Raw genomic sequence first — 15,074 nt, forward strand, 5'->3', positions numbered from 1 at the left:
TCAATTCCCCTTGAATCCAAGCTTCATTTTCCAACAGCAAACCTCATAATTTAATGCAGTTAGATAAATATTAGTAATGGATGTAAAAGATGATAAAATTCACAAAAAAGACCTCAAGGCAATCAAACCAAAAAAAAATTGTAATTTTGCCCATGATTTTTTAGTGTAAATTGAAAATGACAAACGTTTATAACAATATACTCGAACTCATCGGAAACACTCCGATGGTGCGATTAAATAAAATCACACAGGAACTCCCATCCGCCGTGTTTGCTAAGTTGGAATCAATGAATCCTGGCCATTCCACTAAAGACCGGATAGCATTGCACATCATTGAAAATGCAGAGCGCAAAGGACTTCTAAAGCCGGGTTCCATCATTGTGGAAACCACCTCCGGCAATACGGGTTTTTCGGTAGCAATGGTATCGATCATCAAAGGATACAAGTGCATCCTTTCCGTGAGTGACAAAACCAAACCGGAAAAAATCGCCTATTTGAAAGCTCTTGGTGCAGAGGTCTATGTCTGCCCTGCAAATGTGCCCGCAGAGGATCCTAGATCGTACTACGAAGTGGCAAAAAGCATTGCGGCACGGACTCCAGGTTCCATATACATTAATCAATATTTCAACGAACTCAACATCGATGCCCATTACCAGACTACCGGTCCGGAGATATGGGAGCAGACCGAGGGGAAAATTACCCATCTCTTTGCCTGTACCGGTACCGGTGGCACGCTTTCAGGTTCCGCAAAGTACTTGAAAGAAAAGAATCCAGACGTTAAGATCATTGGAGTAGATGCGGACGGATCCATTCTTAAAGGCTATTTTGATACCGGTAAGATTAATAAAGACGAAATCAAACCCTACCAGATTGAAGGTATGGGTAAAAACCTAATTCCTGGCGCATTACTTTTCGATAAAGTAGACAGCTTTGTACGCGTAAACGACGAGATGGCTGCCTACCGCACCCGCGAGATAGCCATCAAGGAAGCCATCATGGGAGGTTATACCACCGGAGCGGTCACCCAGGGTCTGTTACAGTACGCCAAGGAATATCCGTTTAAAAAGGAAGATGTGGTGGTTTTGATATTTCCAGACCACGGCTCTAGATACATCAGTAAAGTATACAGTGACGAGTGGATGGCCCAACAGGGATTTACACATAACTGCGTCCATAATTACGAGGAGGTCTTCAAGACCCAGTACGTTAAATAGCGTATATCGTACATTGAAACACCTAGCCTTTTGCCTTAGCAAAAGGCTTTTTAATTGTTAAAATTTATTAACTTTGTGCCTTATAAAAAACAACTAAAAATGGTAGACATTTTTGATAGAATAAAACAGAATCCAGGACCACTCGGACAGTTTGCAAACTATGCGGAGGGTTATTTTATTTTCCCGAGACTCGAGGGCCCGATAGGCCCCCGTATGCGTTTTCAGGGAAGAGAAGTGATTTTTTGGTCAGCAAACGATTACCTGGGTCTATGCAACCACCCGGAAGTACTGGAAGCAGACGCTAAGGCTGCTGCAGAGTACGGTATGTTCTACCCGATGGGTGCGCGGGCAATGTCGGGAGAAACCGACCAGCATTTACAATTGGAAAAGGAACTGGCAGAATTTGTACAAAAGGAGTCCGCATACCTACTTAATTTCGGTTACCAAGGGATGGTATCGACTATTGATGCCCTTTTATCCCGCCACGATGTGGTGGTCTATGATGCCGACTCGCATGCGTGTATCGTAGATGGGGTGCGCCTGCACATGGGTAAGAGTTTTACATTCAAACATAATGATATTGCCAGCCTGGAGAAGAATCTAGAGCGTGCCACTAAAGTAGCTGAGGAGCAAGGAGGTGGAGTGCTTGTTATCACCGAGGGTGTATTTGGAATGCGCGGGCAGCAAGGAAAACTTAAGGAAATTTGTGAGCTAAAAAGCAAATACAGCTTCCGTTTGCTAGTGGACGATGCGCATGGCTTTGGAACGCTGGGAAAAACCGGTGCCGGCGCGGGTGAAGAACAGGGTTGTCAGGACCAGATCGATGTATATTTCTCTACTTTCGCTAAATCCATGGCAGGGTTTGGGGCTTTCATCGCTGGAAATAAAGATGTGGTTCGATTCCTGAAATTCAACCTAAGGTCACAGATCTTTGCAAAATCACTTACTATGCCAATGGTAGTAGGCGGTTTAAAACGTCTGGAACTTTTAAGAACGCGGCCAGAAATTAAAGAGAAACTTTGGGAGAATGTGCGTAAACTACAAAGTGGTCTTTTGGAAAGAGGGTTTAATCTGGGTGAGACAAATACCTGCGTTACTCCTGTAATGATGCAAGGATCTCCTGTGGAGGCTACCCTACTGGTGAAAGACCTAAGAGAAAACTTCGGAATCTTTACCTCGGTTGTAGTATATCCGGTAATTCCTAAAGGCATGATACTGCTTCGTTTGATTCCAACAGCATCTCATACAGATGCGGAGATAAATGAAACCCTTGCAGCTTTTGAAGCCATTCATGGCAAACTAGTTGGAGGACACTACAAGGAGCAGGCAGAAAAATTCCTTGAAGAGAATAACCTCAGCTTTAAACCGCTTTAGAAGCCTTTAGAAATAGACAAAACACTCAATCTAACGATTGAGTGTTTTTTTATTAGGCACTAAAAATATCGGCCACCTATGGCGACCGATATTTACTTTCTTGTTTATAGAATTTATTATTCCGCTAGGATAATACCCTTTCCATTATTGAACTCCACCACTCCACTTTTGATCGTGTAGGAAAAAACCGATTCTCTTTCGTTTTCTCTAGTGAAAAAAGAATCGTACTGCTGGGGTATCTCGTTGGTGTAAAGTCGTACTTTACCGCTTCCAAGAGCAGATACAATGGCAGCGTGGTTCTTCATTATGTGGAACTCACCTGATTTGCCAGGAAGCAGCACAGAACTGACTTCGCCTTCAAAAACTACAAATTCCGGGGTTAGTATTTTTATATTCATACGTTATTCCTTGTGGCTTATGATGCCTGGGCACCGAAAGCATTATTATTTACTACGCGTTCTCTGCAAGCATTTTCTGACCTGCCTCAATCGCCTCTTCAATAGTCCCCTTAAGGTTGAATGCTGCCTCAGGATACTGATCCAATTCTCCATCAATGATCATGTTGAAACCTTTGATAGTATCCTTGATATCTACTAATGCTCCTTTTAAACCAGTAAACTGCTCAGCTACATGGAACGGTTGGGAAAGGAATCTCTGTACTTTTCTTGCACGGTAAACCACGAGTTTGTCTTCCTCAGAAAGTTCCTCCATACCTAAGATGGCGATGATATCTTGTAGTGCTTTGTAGCGCTGAAGAATCTCCTTTACTCTCTGCGCGCATTCGTAGTGTTCGTTTCCAAGAATCTCTGGAGTAAGAATCCGTGAAGTAGATGCCAATGGATCCACCGCAGGATAGATACCTAGAGCTGCAATCTTTCTGTCCAGTACGGTCGTTGCATCCAAGTGGGCAAAGGTTGTAGCTGGCGCAGGGTCTGTAAGGTCATCCGCAGGAACGTATACCGCCTGTACAGAAGTAATGGAACCGTTTTTAGTCGAAGTAATTCTTTCCTGCATTGCTCCCATCTCAGAAGCTAGTGTTGGCTGATACCCTACCGCAGAAGGCATCCTTCCTAAAAGTGCCGAAACCTCTGAACCGGCCTGGGTGAATCTAAATATATTGTCTACGAAGAACAGAACGTCTCTTCCCTGACCCTGTCCGTCTCCGTCACGGAAATATTCCGCAATGGTAAGACCCGAAAGAGCTACACGCGCTCTTGCACCTGGGGGTTCGTTCATCTGTCCAAAAACAAAGGTACACTTTGAATCCTTCATCTCTTCCATGTCGGCTTTGGAAAGATCCCATCCCCCTTCTTCCATGGAGTGCATGAACTCATCACCGTATTTTATAATGCCGGATTCCAGCATCTCTCTTAAAAGGTCGTTTCCTTCTCTGGTTCTCTCTCCCACACCTGCAAATACAGAAAGTCCTCCGTGTCCTTTTGCGATGTTATTGATCAGCTCCTGAATAAGTACGGTCTTACCCACTCCGGCTCCACCAAACAATCCAATTTTACCCCCTTTTGCATAAGGCTCCACCAAATCAATAACTTTGATACCGGTGAAAAGCACTTCGGCAGAAGTTGAAAGCTGATCAAATGCCGGCGCTTCTCTGTGGATTGGTAGTCCATTTTCCTTAGAAAGTGCAGGCAGTCCGTCAATAGCATTTCCCACAACGTTAAAAAGACGTCCGTACACACCTTCTCCCGTCGGCATAGTGATCTGAGTACCTAATGCAACGACCTCCTGACCTCTTTGAAGTCCATCGGTGGCGTCCATCGCGATACATCTAACGGCGTCCTGACCGATGTGTTGTTCCACTTCCAGAATTAGTTTTCCACCGTTTTGATAGGTCACCTCCAGTGCGTCGTATATCTTAGGGAGCTCCTGGGCATCCGCAAAAACTACGTCGATTACCGGACCAATAATTTGAGAAATTTTTCCTTTAAGTTGGTTTGCCATTGCTAATTTTTTTCTTGAGTGCAAATATAGTGATATTTGAGTAATCTGCAATTTCAAATTTCAACATTTTTAATGACCCGAAAGGGGTGTAAAAGACTGCTTTTAGCGTAGCCTAAGAACGCTACAAATACACCGTACTCTCCGGTTATTCTCTCCCGCAGGCAGGCTCGGTTTATTTTCCTATTTTTGCACGTAAATTTTTTCCCTCGTGAAGGTATACTATCAGATACAGCACTCGGTACAAAGACCACCCCTCGCCCTTTCCCTTGGGATGTTTGACGGTGTACATAAAGGACACCAGTCTATACTTAAGCGCTTAAAGGAAGTGGCATACGAGCGTGGACTGCAAACCGCTATTCTTACCTTCGATCCGCACCCACGAAAAATCTTTGACCCTGATACTGATTTGGAGCAGCTTACCACGATCGAGGAAAAAATAGCGTTACTTGAATCTGAGGGTATTGACCATCTGTTCATTCAGTCTTTTGAAGAGAATTTCTATAATTTAACCGGAGTAGACTTTATCACTTCGATTCTGCACGATACGTTAGAGGTAAAACATTTGATTGTAGGGTACGATCATGTTTTTGGAAAGAACCGAAGTGGAAACTTTCAGTTATTGATGGAGATGGCTCCCTCCCTGGGTTTCACCTTGGAGGAGATGGATGCCGTAGATCTCTACAGTGAGCATATTTCTTCCACCAAAATACGACGTGCATTGAAAGAAGGGGATGTTCCGCGGGCGAATGCCATGCTAGGCTACCCGTACAGTATGGAGGGAAAAGTAGTGGAAGGAAGACAGATTGGACGTACCATAGGATACCCTACTGCCAATATCGATGTACATCCAGATAAACTTCGGCCACGTAAAGGCGCCTACATAGTCCAGGTACATCTTGAGGACAAAAAACTTGCGGGTATGCTCTCGGTAGGAACCAATCCAACCGTAGGGGGTGAAATTCTAAGTGTGGAAGTGTATATTCTGGATTTTAATCAGAATCTTTACGGAAAGACAATCAAGGTTGACTTCCTTTCCTTTTTGCATGAAGAGATCGCATTTTCTACCCTTGAGGGCTTAATTGAAAGACTCCAAGAGGACGAACAGCGGACCCGGGAATATTTCTTGGCAAATGCGCTTTAGTCCTGCTCCAATTCTTTCCGCAATTTTTTAGGGAGCCCACCTAGTACTAATTCATAAGAATGGTCAATGAGCCTGTGAACTAATTCAGGCGGAATACCCTGACAGTACACCGAATTCCAATGGGTCTTATTCATGTGGTAAGCGCCCGTAATTTGCGTATGCGTTTCGCGAAGAGTTGCGCTCCATTCCGGATCTGTCTTGACCGAGATGCTGCAGGGATTTTCCTCCATCGAGATAAGAAGAAACATCTTACCGCCAACCTTAAGCACTAAGGTGGTAGTATCAAAAGGAAATCCTTCCGTTACCCCCTTCTTTGCCAAGGCATACTCACGTAATGAATCTATTTCAAGCATAAGGAACAGTACTGTTATTTATTGTAAATTTAGCTAAAGTTACTTTACATAAAATAATTAAAAGAATGAAAGCTCTACTTATCGGTGCGACCGGTGCGACCGGATCGGATCTTCTACAGGAATTGCTTGTAGATAAAGACTTTACTTGCGTTGAGATTTTTGTACGTAAAGTACCGGAAATTAACCACCCTAAACTTGTGGTGAATGTGGTGAACTTTGAACGACCGGAAGAATGGAAAGAAAAGATAAAGGGTGATGTCGCGTTTTCCGCTCTAGGAACGACATTGAAAGACGCGCAAAGCAAAGAGGCACAATACCGCGTGGATTATACTTACCAATTGCGTTTTGCGCAAGCTGCTAAAGAAAACTCCGTTACAAAGTTTGTTCTTGTGTCTTCCTACGGCGCCAATTCCAAATCCAAATTATTCTATTCGCGTATGAAAGGAGAACTTGAAGAGGCGGTACGCGCACTCCATTTTGAAACTACGATCATTTTCCAACCCGGTATGCTCGAGCGTAAAAACTCTACTAGGACCGGAGAAGTGCTGGGAGCAAGAGTTATTCGTTTTGCCAACAGCCTGGGCATTTTACAGAGTCAGCGTCCATTACCAACAAAGGTGCTGGCCAAAGCGATGAGCAATGCCTCTAAAATAAAGAGTAGCGGATACAGTACAATCCCCCTTACCTCAATATGGAGTTTTGCCTCAAAGAAAACCGAGAGCTAATTAATTAAAGTACTTGGTAATCGCTTTATCGGTGGGCTTGGTAGTACTAATGAAAGAGTCGATAAGTTTTCCTTCCTCGTCCAGTAGAAACTTAGTGAAGTTCCACAGTATCTTGGTGTCCTTGACTCCATTGTACTGCTTTTCAGTCAAAAACTTGAAAATAGGAGCCGTATCCTCTCCCACTACGGAAACCTTAGCGGCCATCGGAAAGCTTACTCCGTAATTACGCTGACAAAAACTAGCAATTTCTTCGTTGCTTCCAGGCTCCTGACTTCCGAAATTATTGGCCGGAAAACCTACCACTACAACTTTGTCTTTGTATTCTTTGGAAATAGCCTCCAAATCCTCGTATTGTGATGTAAAGCCACACTTGGACGCCGTATTTACAATTAGGACTTTTTTTCCTTTGAACTGGGCAAAATCAATTGTATCGCCTTCCAGACCTTCCACTTTAAAATCATAGAGGGACTTTTCCTGCATATTATGTGTCATAGCATCCGGGGTTTGGTCTTTTTTCTGGTTGGTGCAGCTCTGTAGCAGCGCACAAACCGATAGCATTAGTATAAATAATCTTTTCATGGGGACTGACAATGAGATGTTAAAATTTAAATGTGGATTCAGGGAATACCCTGTTAATCTCTATCTTATTGAAAAGCATCACATAATCGCTTTCTTTATCCTTAGAGCTGCTTTCAATTCGGTGCGGAAACAAAAGCGGACCTACTTTTTTGTAGCCGCTGTAGTTAAGAGTCTCGTTTGCTTTTTCCTCACGAAGAAGCATGTAGCTTTTAGCATCGAAATAATAAACGGTACGGTTCACGTTCTTAAGTAGTTCTACCTTAAGACAAGGGATGCCACCTACGGATTCCTTACCCAAATAATTGGCCTGGAATCCTTTTTTTTCAAAATCGATAAAATCATTGTCAAAGCTCTCAGGCGTATAATCGTCGTACTGCTGCAGCTTATTTGCTGCGTAATTCATAGCATAGCCTCTTTTTCCATCAAACCCCTCAATGACCGTTTCTTTCTTTCCAATCGTGATCAGGGTTTTAGTTAGGTTGGGGCGTTGCTGGTATATTTTAATAGGATACTCATCTTTTATACCCAAGGTCACCCGCCCCTGAAGTAGCACAGAGTTAAGCAACTTCCACTGGGTAAGTCCTCCAGAAAGTTCAATATTTTTTTCAATGATTTCCTTACCTGTCTGTGCACTGAGAAGGAAAGAAAACAAGAAGGTAACGATAAAAAAAAGTCTTTTCATTTAATGAGAGTAAAATCGTCCAAATATAGAATTTTTATAATAAACATTTTCCCCCATACCTTCGTATGTAGCCAGGCAGCAATTTACTTTAGGCCGTTTTTCATTATTGCCTTGGCTTTCTCCAGATCTTCCGGAACATCTATTCCTACTCCTACAAACTGGGTTTCTACCATCCGAATTTTCATACCGTTTTCTAGGTAACGAAGGCATTCAATTTTCTCTGCGATCTCCAAGGGGCTCGCCGAAAGCCGGGCAAACTCCTGGAGTGCTTGTTTACGAAAGGCATATACCCCAATATGTTTATAGTATCGTACCTCTACACTGCTTTCACGTGCATAAGGCACAACGCTGCGGCTGAAGTAGAGTGCATTGCCCTTAAGGTCTGTCACCACTTTAACATTGTGGGGACTACGAATTTCATGCTCGTCCTGCAGACGCATTTTTAATGAAGCCAAGGAAACCTCCCTTCTCTGGTCCTGACGGAAAACCTCAATGAGATCTTCAAGGGGTTTACGCTCAATAAAAGGTTCATCTCCTTGGACATTGAGTACGATATCGCATTCAATATCACGGGTGGCCTCTGCAATGCGGTCGCTTCCAGTATCTGCTGGGCCCGTTAATACGGCGTGACCACCTAGGGAATCAATCTCCTGCTTTATTACAGGACTGTCCGTAGCTACAAAGACTTGCGAAAAAAGTCCTGTGGCTACTACATTCTCATACGTAGTGGCAATAACCGACTTGTCTCCCAACTTCTCCATGAGTTTTCCAGGAAAACGGCTGGCTTCAAAACGGGCAGGGATCACTGCAATTATCTTCATGCGGTTGGAATTTTTTATTTGGCAAGTGCCGATAGAGCTTTTTGTAGTCTCGGGATTAGTTCTTCAATTTCTTCCTTGGAAACTGCCCCCACGGAAGCTCTAAACCATGGAAAATCCCCTGCGGCACCAAAAGCGGAAAACGGAACCAATGCTACTCCCGCTTCTTTAATCAGGTAAAATACCAAATCAGAACTGGTATTAATGGTGCTGCCTTGGGGAGCGGTATACCCAAGATAATCCAGTTTAACAGTAAGATAGAGTGCACCCATCGGTTCAATACTATCGGTATGATAACCCTCTGATTTTAGCTCCTGCATTCCTTGATGAAGTGCGGATAAGCTACTTTGAAGCTGTTTTTTATAAGTTGAGACGAAGTGCTCTACCTCCTGGGCATGTGCAAGGTACTCGCCCATGGCATGCTGCTCTGGCTTAGGGGCCCATGCGCCTACATGGCCCAGGAACGACTTCATAGGGTCCATTATTTCCTTAGGACCAAAGGCCCAGCCTACACGTACTCCGGTGGCTGCAAAACATTTAGAGGATCCGTCAATATATACCGTATAAGGCCTCATCTCTTCAAAAAGACCTACAGGGTGGACATGGCTCTTGCCAAAGGTCAAAAGCGCATATATTTGATCGTAGAGAAGATAAAGTGGTTTCTTTCCAGGTTCACGTCGCGAGTTTATATCCAGCACCATCTGGCATATTTCACTAAGCTGCTGTTCGGTATACATGGTACCGGTGGGGTTCTGCGGAGAGCATAATGTAAGTAATACGGCATCCTCACACACAGAGCGCAACTGCGAGGCAGTAGGTAGGAAGTTGGTGCTTTCGTCGGTCTTAACTTCTACTGGAGTGGCACCACTCAAATAGACATAATGGTTGTTATTCCAAGACGGCACAGGATATACCACCTTTTCTGCTGGGTCTACTAGGGTTTTATAAGCGGCGTAAATAAGTGGTCTGGAACCACCTGCCACCAGAATATCGCCGCTCCCATACTTGAGATTCCAGCGTTTTTCGATATCGTTTGAAATACTGTTTCTTAGAGACAGTAGACCATTAGCAGGGGGATAATTTGTAAGATTCTCTGCATAAGCTCTAGATATGCCCTCTTTTAGTTCTTGAGGAATGGGATAGATAGCGGAATTCAGATCCCCAATCGTTAAGTTGGAAATTTCCTGTCCCTGGGTTTTGAGTTCGTTAACTTCATTTCCGATTTTAATGATTTCAGAGCCTATCAGGTTCTCTGCTAAAGAAGATATCTTCACGGTCGTATATTTTTATTCATTTTAATAATAGGTGGCTTCTTAAGGGTAATGTGTTTTTGGTTCTGCCCCTTTTTAGTCCCAAAGGAACTAGAGATTCAGATCGGCTTTGACCTGGTCTATTTTTGCTTCAAGCAACTGAAGCTTTGCTTTAAATTCCTCCTTATTTGCTAGTGTCTCCTTTACCGAAACATAAAATTTGATCTTGGGTTCGGTACCCGAAGGCCGAATACATACTTTGGTACCGTCTACTGTATAATAAATCAGAACATTCGACTTAGGAATATCGTCCATTACCGAAACGCTGTCGGTAGAGAGCACCTGACAGGTCTGCTCTTTAAAATCTTTGATTTCTTCAATGGGCGAGCCGGCAAGTTCTCTTGGAGGGTTTGCCCGAAAATCATGCATCATCTGCTGGATTTGCTCTGCTCCTTCCCTTCCCTTTCTAACTACGTTGATCAGGCCTTCGTAATACAGGCCCGTGGAAGTATAAATTTCAATCAAATACTCGTACATGGTTTTGCCTTGAGCCTTGCACCATGCAGCAATTTCGCATGCCAGCAGTATGGAGCCGCACGAATCCTTATCTCGGACAAAATCACCTGTCATAAAACCAAAACTCTCCTCACCTCCACAAACAAATTTCTCAATCCCTTCATAGTCGCGGATCATCTTTCCAATCCATTTAAATCCGGTAAGGCCCACCTTGCAATCCACTCCAAACTTTTGTGCTATGTCAAAGAAAATATCCGAAGTTACAATAGTGGATCCAATGAATTCTGTACCCGTGATGCGCCCGCTTTTTTTCCACTGCTCCAAAATATAATGGGTCAAGATAGTATTGCACTGGTTTCCATTTAAGAGTTGCATCTCTCCCTCGAGATTACGTACAGCAATTCCTAGACGGTCTCCGTCAGGATCGGTTCCAATCACAATATCGGCGTTGGTAATCCGCGCTAGGTCCATAGCCATCTCCAAGGCGGCAGGTTCCTCTGGGTTGGGACTCTCCACTGTTGGGAAATTTCCGCTTGGAATCATTTGCTCACGTACCAGATCAATTTTTTTAAAACCAGCCTGCTTCAAAGCCTGGGGAACAGTTGTATAGGTAGTTCCGTGGATGGAGGTAAATACAATATTCAAATCCTCATAACCCACATTCTGGTACGTGCTGTTTGAAATACAGGCCTCGATATATGCTTGATCCTGCGACTCATCCAACCACTCGATAAGGGCATCATTCCCCTCAAACTTGATTTCTGAGAACTCCACGGAGTACACCTCTCTTATGATAGCTTCATCGTGAGGAGGTACAATCTGAGCCCCGTCGTTCCAATATACTTTATACCCATTGTATTCCGGTGGATTGTGCGAAGCCGTAAGCACAATACCTGCATGGCAACTCTTGTCCCTTACGGTGAAGGAAAGTTCTGGCGTAGGGCGATGCTCCTTAAATAGAAGCACGTGGATACCGTTGGCGGTAAGTACATCGGCTACCAGTTTTCCAAATTCCTTGGAGTTGTTTCGCACGTCGTAGGCAATTGCCACTTTTATTTTATCCGAAGGAAATTGGCCGTGAAGGTAATTGGCAAGTCCTTGGGTTGCCTGTCCCAAAGTATACTTATTTAGTCGGTTCGTACCAACACCCATAATACCACGCATACCGCCGGTTCCGAATTCCAATTCGCGGTAAAAACTGTCTTCCAAATCGGGAGACGCTGAATTGATGAGCATTTCAACGGCCGAACGTGTTTCCTGATCGAACGACTCAGCAAGCCAAAGTTTTGCTTTTTCTAATGTTGTCATAGTGTCAATCTAATTTTTTGTTTTCAATCCGCACTGACGGCTCACTCTTCAAGCGCGACACGGGAGAGTTGTAGTATAATAATTTGGCGGTATTCTGCAGTCTGCCTTTTAAGGTATCTACTGCATAAACCTCTGTATAACTTCCATTCTGAGCATCTAAATCTAGTACCTCTATACGGTGGTATGGGGCAATTATATGCGCTGTATCTCGAATTTTAAGTTCCGCATATCTGCTTTTACCCGTCAGGTTGGCGCGGGACAGTTCCTTCATCTGTAGTTCCAATTGCTCTGAGGACACTGCCCCTATGAACTTGGAGTTACCTTCCAACTCCAACCGAAGGGAGGGGCTTTGAATGGCGCTGGAGAGGGTAAGTTCTACTTGGTCCTTTAAATGGATTTTTTCAATGGGTCGGGAAGAATAAATGGTAACATTATAAAAATCGTTACCTGCCACTTTCCTTTTCTCTTTAATTTCTAAAGTGTGGTTTCGTACATTCAAGCTTAAGTTATCCGCTATATTCTGATAGGTCTCCACCTCCACTGCATTCTCCTTGCCCAGGACATAAAAGACTCTATAATTTCCTTCCAAATGCATCTGGGAAAAGGAATCCACCTTTTCACTTCTTAAGGCCAGCTCACCCTTCGGAGTGATGTCACCACATCCAAGCAGGAAAACCATTGCGGAGCATAGCAGCAAAAAAAAATACTTAAATTTCATCTTCTATATGGTAGTTTTTTTGCGAACGGTGGGTACGGATGATTAGCTCTCCCAGAAATCCACCAATAAATAAAAGCGTACCCATCAACATTAAAGTAAGAGCTAGAAAAAACAGCGGATTATCGGTCAGTAAGTTTCCATAGATCCCACGCGCCACGCTGATTAGTTTAGAAATGCCCAACCAGGCGGCCGATAGAAAACCTAAGATGAACATAAGGGTTCCTACCGCCCCAAAGAAGTGCATGGGACGTGCGCCAAACCGACTGACAAACCAAAGGGTCACCAGATCCAAAAAACCCCTAATAAATCGTTCGCTGCCAAACTTAGAGACACCATAGGGCCGCGCTTGATGCTGTACGGGTTTTTCCGTTATTTTCTTGAATCCTGCATTGGCAGCCAGTACCGGGATATAGCGATGCATATCCCCGTGGACATCGATATTTTTGACTACTTGTTTTCTATAGGCTTTCAGACCACAGTTAAAATCATGAAGGCTCACACCCGAAACCCTGCGCGCTGCTGCATTGAATAACTTGGAAGGAATATTTTTCGTCATCACGTTATCGTAGCGCTTCTTTTTCCATCCTGAAACTATATCGAGCTGCTCTTCCAAAAGCAATTTTCTCAGCTCAGGGATTTCTTCAGGAAAATCCTGCAGGTCTGCATCCATGGTAATTACTACATCACCACGGACCCGTTCAAATGCAGCATGAAGTGCTTGGGACTTGCCGTAGTTCCGGGCGAATTTGATGCCGTGGACCTGAGGGAATTGTACCTTTAAATTTTCTATGATACTCCAGGAGAGATCGGTACTCCCATCGTCTACAAACCACACTTCATAACGAAGGTCATTCTCATTGCATACGCGGTGGATGCGGGAGAAAAGTTCCTCCAAGGAGGCCTCTTCATTTAAAAGCGGTATTACAATTGATAAATCCAAGGGCTATAGTTTTTCTTTAGTTTTGTCTTCTTTAATAATTAGTAAAATTACGTATTACTTCTGGTTCTGAAAAAAGATCCAAAAAATAAGGACAAAAGTAAAAAATAGGCACTGTAGCCGGCAAAGATATACAGGAAATATTTCACCGAGAACATATCTTCCTTACGCTGGCGTTTGGCCTCAATCCGTTCGATACCTTGCTGGTATTTTGTTTCAATATCTTTCATTTCTGCACTTTCCGGCTTAAACACTTTACTCCCCCTCTCATACTCGTCATCGAGTGCCGTCTTAAAACTCTCTATATATTGATAGTTCAGAAGGTCCTTGGTATCGGGATCCACATAATTTATGTAAAGAAAAATAGATCCCAGAGAAAGTGCACCTCCTATAAACATTGGTATGAAAGCTCGTCCGTAGGCTTCCTTAAAACTGACTCTTTTTTTATGTTTTACGTAAGTAGTTACAGAGAGAAGCGCTCCAAGAGCAAATAATAATGGAAGTAAAAAGGCACTTAATGTTACGGAGTTGCGGTAGTAATCTACATCTCTGAAGAAAATATTGGTTATAAAAAATGCCAGGATAATTGCGGTAAAAATAAGCAGACCAACGGCATATACATTTTTAAACATGGAGGTAATTTTCGGGTTAGTGAGAAAAAGTTATTCTTATTTTGAAATTTAAATTTTTGCCTTATCTTTGCAGTGGCAAGTCCTACACAACCAGCTCCTGAGAATCCTCCAGGGCGGGAACGCAGCAAAGGTAATCGGTTGTAGCGGTGTGATGTAGATCGCTTGCCATTTTTTTGTTTCTATACTTCCCATTCTTCACCCAGTTCCGGTAGTTTTAATTCAATGTCCATCGCTTCAAAATAGGCTTTGGCCTTTTGATGATCAATAGAAATAGGTGGAAACGTATCAAAGTGGCAGCCTACGACATGAGCACAATCCAATAGATTTTTTGCCGCATATGCTGCCTTCTTATAGTCCATGGTATAATGCCCACCCACTGGCAGAATGGAAATACTTATCGGTCCATAAAACTCCTTTAGAAGCTTCATTTCCATTGTTAGACCGGTGTCTCCAGCCAAATACAGGTTCCCTCCCTCGGACTGCAGCAAATATCCACAACTCAAACCACCATAACTTCCATCCGGAAACGAGCTGGTGTGCAGCGCAGGCACCATATCAATCGAAACCTTTCCTATGTCCAGTGTACCACCGAAGTTTAGATCGACCATCGAGGAGTGTGAAAAATAGCCACATACTTCGGGCTGAGCAATCAGCGTTGCTTGAGGATAGTGCTCCAAGACTTGCTTGACATCAGCCATATGATCTTGGTGCACGTGCGTAAGTAGTATATAGTCCACCTTGGTGCTTTCCAATAGAAATCCGGATTTATCTTTTTGGTAGGAGTAAAAGGGATCTGTAAGAATGTTGGTAGTTCCAGTGGTTATAAGGAAACAGTTCTGTCCTAAAAATCGTAATTTCATAGTCGTAG

The 15,074-nt window shown here is 43.5% G+C and carries 16 protein-coding genes and 1 other RNA gene; 5 read left to right on the forward strand and 12 right to left on the reverse strand.

Features of this window, described 5'->3' with window-relative positions:
- The first annotated feature begins 176 nt into the window (after positions 1-176).
- The gene (locus tag IC612_RS06165; RefSeq protein WP_194739311.1) at positions 177-1,214 is read left to right on the forward strand and encodes a PLP-dependent cysteine synthase family protein; all 1,038 of its coding nucleotides are present in this window, start codon (positions 177-179) and stop codon (positions 1,212-1,214) included.
- A gap of 99 nt (positions 1,215-1,313) precedes the next feature.
- Positions 1,314-2,588 (forward strand): aminotransferase class I/II-fold pyridoxal phosphate-dependent enzyme, encoded by a 1,275-nt coding sequence (locus IC612_RS06170; RefSeq protein ID WP_194739312.1) that lies wholly within the window; start codon positions 1,314-1,316, stop codon positions 2,586-2,588.
- Positions 2,589-2,704: 116 nt separating this feature from the next.
- Here IC612_RS06170 and IC612_RS06175 read toward each other — a convergent pair whose 3' ends face one another.
- Both IC612_RS06175 and atpD read right to left on the reverse strand, forming a co-directional pair.
- Entirely contained in the window at positions 2,705-2,986 is a 282-nt protein-coding gene (locus tag IC612_RS06175; RefSeq protein ID WP_194739313.1) for a FoF1 ATP synthase subunit delta/epsilon, read from the reverse strand.
- Between the two features lie 52 nt (positions 2,987-3,038).
- Positions 3,039-4,547 (reverse strand): F0F1 ATP synthase subunit beta, encoded by a 1,509-nt coding sequence (atpD, locus tag IC612_RS06180; protein ID WP_194739314.1) that lies wholly within the window; start codon positions 4,545-4,547, stop codon positions 3,039-3,041.
- Between the two features lie 208 nt (positions 4,548-4,755).
- On the opposite strand from atpD, the gene IC612_RS06185 reads away from it, so the two are divergent.
- Positions 4,756-5,688 (forward strand): bifunctional riboflavin kinase/FAD synthetase, encoded by a 933-nt coding sequence (locus tag IC612_RS06185; protein ID WP_317173994.1) that lies wholly within the window; start codon positions 4,756-4,758, stop codon positions 5,686-5,688.
- On the opposite strand, the gene IC612_RS06190 is transcribed toward IC612_RS06185, so the two are convergent.
- A complete protein-coding gene (locus IC612_RS06190; protein WP_194739315.1) occupies positions 5,685-6,041 on the reverse strand; it encodes an MmcQ/YjbR family DNA-binding protein in 357 nt (118 codons plus the stop codon). The two genes, IC612_RS06185 and IC612_RS06190, sit on opposite strands and share 4 nt — an antisense overlap.
- Before the next feature lie 65 nt (positions 6,042-6,106).
- Between IC612_RS06190 and IC612_RS06195 the strand changes: the two genes are divergently transcribed.
- Entirely contained in the window at positions 6,107-6,766 is a 660-nt protein-coding gene (locus IC612_RS06195; RefSeq protein ID WP_194739316.1) for an NAD(P)H-binding protein, read from the forward strand.
- Here the strand turns inward: IC612_RS06195 and IC612_RS06200 are convergent, their stop codons facing one another.
- The 8 genes from IC612_RS06200 to IC612_RS06235 form a co-directional block, all read right to left on the reverse strand.
- Positions 6,767-7,345: a glutathione peroxidase gene (locus IC612_RS06200; protein WP_194739317.1), complete on the reverse strand. Its 579-nt coding sequence runs from the start codon at positions 7,343-7,345 to the stop codon at positions 6,767-6,769.
- Positions 7,346-7,364: 19 nt separating this feature from the next.
- A complete protein-coding gene (locus IC612_RS06205) occupies positions 7,365-8,027 on the reverse strand; it encodes a LolA-like protein (RefSeq protein ID WP_194739318.1) in 663 nt (220 codons plus the stop codon).
- Positions 8,028-8,110: 83 nt separating this feature from the next.
- Entirely contained in the window at positions 8,111-8,848 is a 738-nt protein-coding gene (kdsB, locus tag IC612_RS06210; RefSeq protein WP_194739319.1) for a 3-deoxy-manno-octulosonate cytidylyltransferase, read from the reverse strand.
- Between the two features lie 14 nt (positions 8,849-8,862).
- Positions 8,863-10,119 carry a pyridoxal phosphate-dependent aminotransferase gene (locus IC612_RS06215; RefSeq protein ID WP_194739320.1) on the reverse strand — a complete coding sequence of 419 codons (1,257 nt, stop codon included), beginning with the start codon at positions 10,117-10,119 and terminating at the stop codon, positions 8,863-8,865.
- 87 nt (positions 10,120-10,206) lie between these two features.
- Entirely contained in the window at positions 10,207-11,919 is a 1,713-nt protein-coding gene (locus IC612_RS06220) for a phospho-sugar mutase (RefSeq protein WP_194739321.1), read from the reverse strand.
- 4 nt (positions 11,920-11,923) lie between these two features.
- Entirely contained in the window at positions 11,924-12,637 is a 714-nt protein-coding gene (locus IC612_RS06225) for a GIN domain-containing protein (RefSeq protein WP_194739322.1), read from the reverse strand.
- Complete coding sequence (locus IC612_RS06230) at positions 12,627-13,577, reverse strand: glycosyltransferase family 2 protein (protein WP_194739323.1); 951 nt, start codon at positions 13,575-13,577, stop codon at positions 12,627-12,629. The genes IC612_RS06225 and IC612_RS06230 overlap by 11 nt, the downstream gene beginning before the upstream one ends.
- Positions 13,578-13,624: 47 nt before the next feature.
- Positions 13,625-14,206: a DUF4199 domain-containing protein gene (locus IC612_RS06235; protein ID WP_194739324.1), complete on the reverse strand. Its 582-nt coding sequence runs from the start codon at positions 14,204-14,206 to the stop codon at positions 13,625-13,627.
- A 73-nt stretch (positions 14,207-14,279) separates the two neighbouring features.
- On the opposite strand from IC612_RS06235, the gene ffs reads away from it, so the two are divergent.
- Positions 14,280-14,377: signal recognition particle sRNA small type (gene ffs, locus IC612_RS06240), an RNA gene on the forward strand.
- An 8-nt stretch (positions 14,378-14,385) separates the two neighbouring features.
- Here the strand turns inward: ffs and IC612_RS06245 are convergent.
- The gene (locus IC612_RS06245) at positions 14,386-15,066 is read right to left on the reverse strand and encodes a metal-dependent hydrolase (RefSeq protein ID WP_194739325.1); all 681 of its coding nucleotides are present in this window, start codon (positions 15,064-15,066) and stop codon (positions 14,386-14,388) included.
- Positions 15,067-15,074: the final 8 nt, after the last annotated feature.

The organism is Planobacterium oryzisoli (genome assembly GCF_015354315.1).
GTDB classification, from domain to species: Bacteria; Bacteroidota; Bacteroidia; order Flavobacteriales; family Weeksellaceae; genus Planobacterium_A; species Planobacterium_A oryzisoli.

Excerpts from the sequence above, each read along its gene's own strand:
- IC612_RS06165 (WP_194739311.1), top strand. The coding sequence starts at position 177 with ATGACAAACGTTTATAACAATATACTCGAACTCATCGGAAACACTCCG.
- IC612_RS06170 (WP_194739312.1), top strand. The coding sequence starts at position 1,314 with ATGGTAGACATTTTTGATAGAATAAAACAGAATCCAGGACCACTCGGA.
- IC612_RS06175 (WP_194739313.1), bottom strand. The coding sequence starts at position 2,986 with ATGAATATAAAAATACTAACCCCGGAATTTGTAGTTTTTGAAGGCGAA.
- atpD (WP_194739314.1), bottom strand. The coding sequence starts at position 4,547 with ATGGCAAACCAACTTAAAGGAAAAATTTCTCAAATTATTGGTCCGGTA.
- IC612_RS06190 (WP_194739315.1), bottom strand. The coding sequence starts at position 6,041 with ATGCTTGAAATAGATTCATTACGTGAGTATGCCTTGGCAAAGAAGGGG.
- IC612_RS06195 (WP_194739316.1), top strand. The coding sequence starts at position 6,107 with ATGAAAGCTCTACTTATCGGTGCGACCGGTGCGACCGGATCGGATCTT.
- IC612_RS06200 (WP_194739317.1), bottom strand. The coding sequence starts at position 7,345 with ATGAAAAGATTATTTATACTAATGCTATCGGTTTGTGCGCTGCTACAG.
- IC612_RS06205 (WP_194739318.1), bottom strand. The coding sequence starts at position 8,027 with ATGAAAAGACTTTTTTTTATCGTTACCTTCTTGTTTTCTTTCCTTCTC.
- kdsB (WP_194739319.1), bottom strand. The coding sequence starts at position 8,848 with ATGAAGATAATTGCAGTGATCCCTGCCCGTTTTGAAGCCAGCCGTTTT.
- IC612_RS06220 (WP_194739321.1), bottom strand. The coding sequence starts at position 11,919 with ATGACAACATTAGAAAAAGCAAAACTTTGGCTTGCTGAGTCGTTCGAT.
- IC612_RS06225 (WP_194739322.1), bottom strand. The coding sequence starts at position 12,637 with ATGAAATTTAAGTATTTTTTTTTGCTGCTATGCTCCGCAATGGTTTTC.
- IC612_RS06235 (WP_194739324.1), bottom strand. The coding sequence starts at position 14,206 with ATGTTTAAAAATGTATATGCCGTTGGTCTGCTTATTTTTACCGCAATT.
- IC612_RS06245 (WP_194739325.1), bottom strand. The coding sequence starts at position 15,066 with ATGAAATTACGATTTTTAGGACAGAACTGTTTCCTTATAACCACTGGA.